Origin of the sequence: Leyella stercorea, from assembly GCF_019052365.1 — a bacterium.
GTDB lineage: Bacteria > Bacteroidota > Bacteroidia > Bacteroidales > Bacteroidaceae > Prevotella.
The window spans coordinates 1-462 of the sequence record NZ_JAHQUY010000194.1; the positions used below are offsets into that span (position 1 = coordinate 1).

The window sequence follows — 462 nt, forward strand, 5'->3', positions numbered from 1 at the left end:
GACGAGATTTGTGAAATCATAAAGACATGAGCCTATGGTAAGCAGAAAAATCAACACTGACGCAATAGATGAAAATCTGCTCATTGCCTCTATTGGCAAGAGCAAGATTGGCACGACAACGGCATCCATTCTTGACGGAGCTTCCCAATCCCAAGTGAAAGATACCGAAGAGAAAGAAGAGGTTGGCTGGAAGTCCCAATGCTCGCAGACCGATAAGTCGCCAATTTCACGCAAGCCTCCCAAGGCTTCTTCGGAAAGTTACGATTCGGCATTCTTCAAGCGAAACGAGATAAAGACTCGTCAATGCGTTTATATCAGTCGTGAGATACACAAGAGAATTTCGAGGATTGTCAGTGTACTCGCAAAGCATGAGTTGACAGTCGGTGGTTACATCGACCTTATTCTTGAGAGACATCTTGAAGAGAACCAGGAAGAAATCAACGGCTTGCTGAGAAAAGAGAT

The 462-nt window shown here is 44.6% G+C and carries 1 protein-coding gene; it reads left to right on the plus strand.

Annotated features, from left to right (window positions below; genetic code table 11):
* Window positions 1–34 precede the first annotated feature (34 nt).
* Window positions 35–462 (plus strand): DUF3408 domain-containing protein (locus KTQ90_RS13585; protein ID WP_217318861.1); only part of this gene is annotated, 428 nt, incomplete at its 3' end.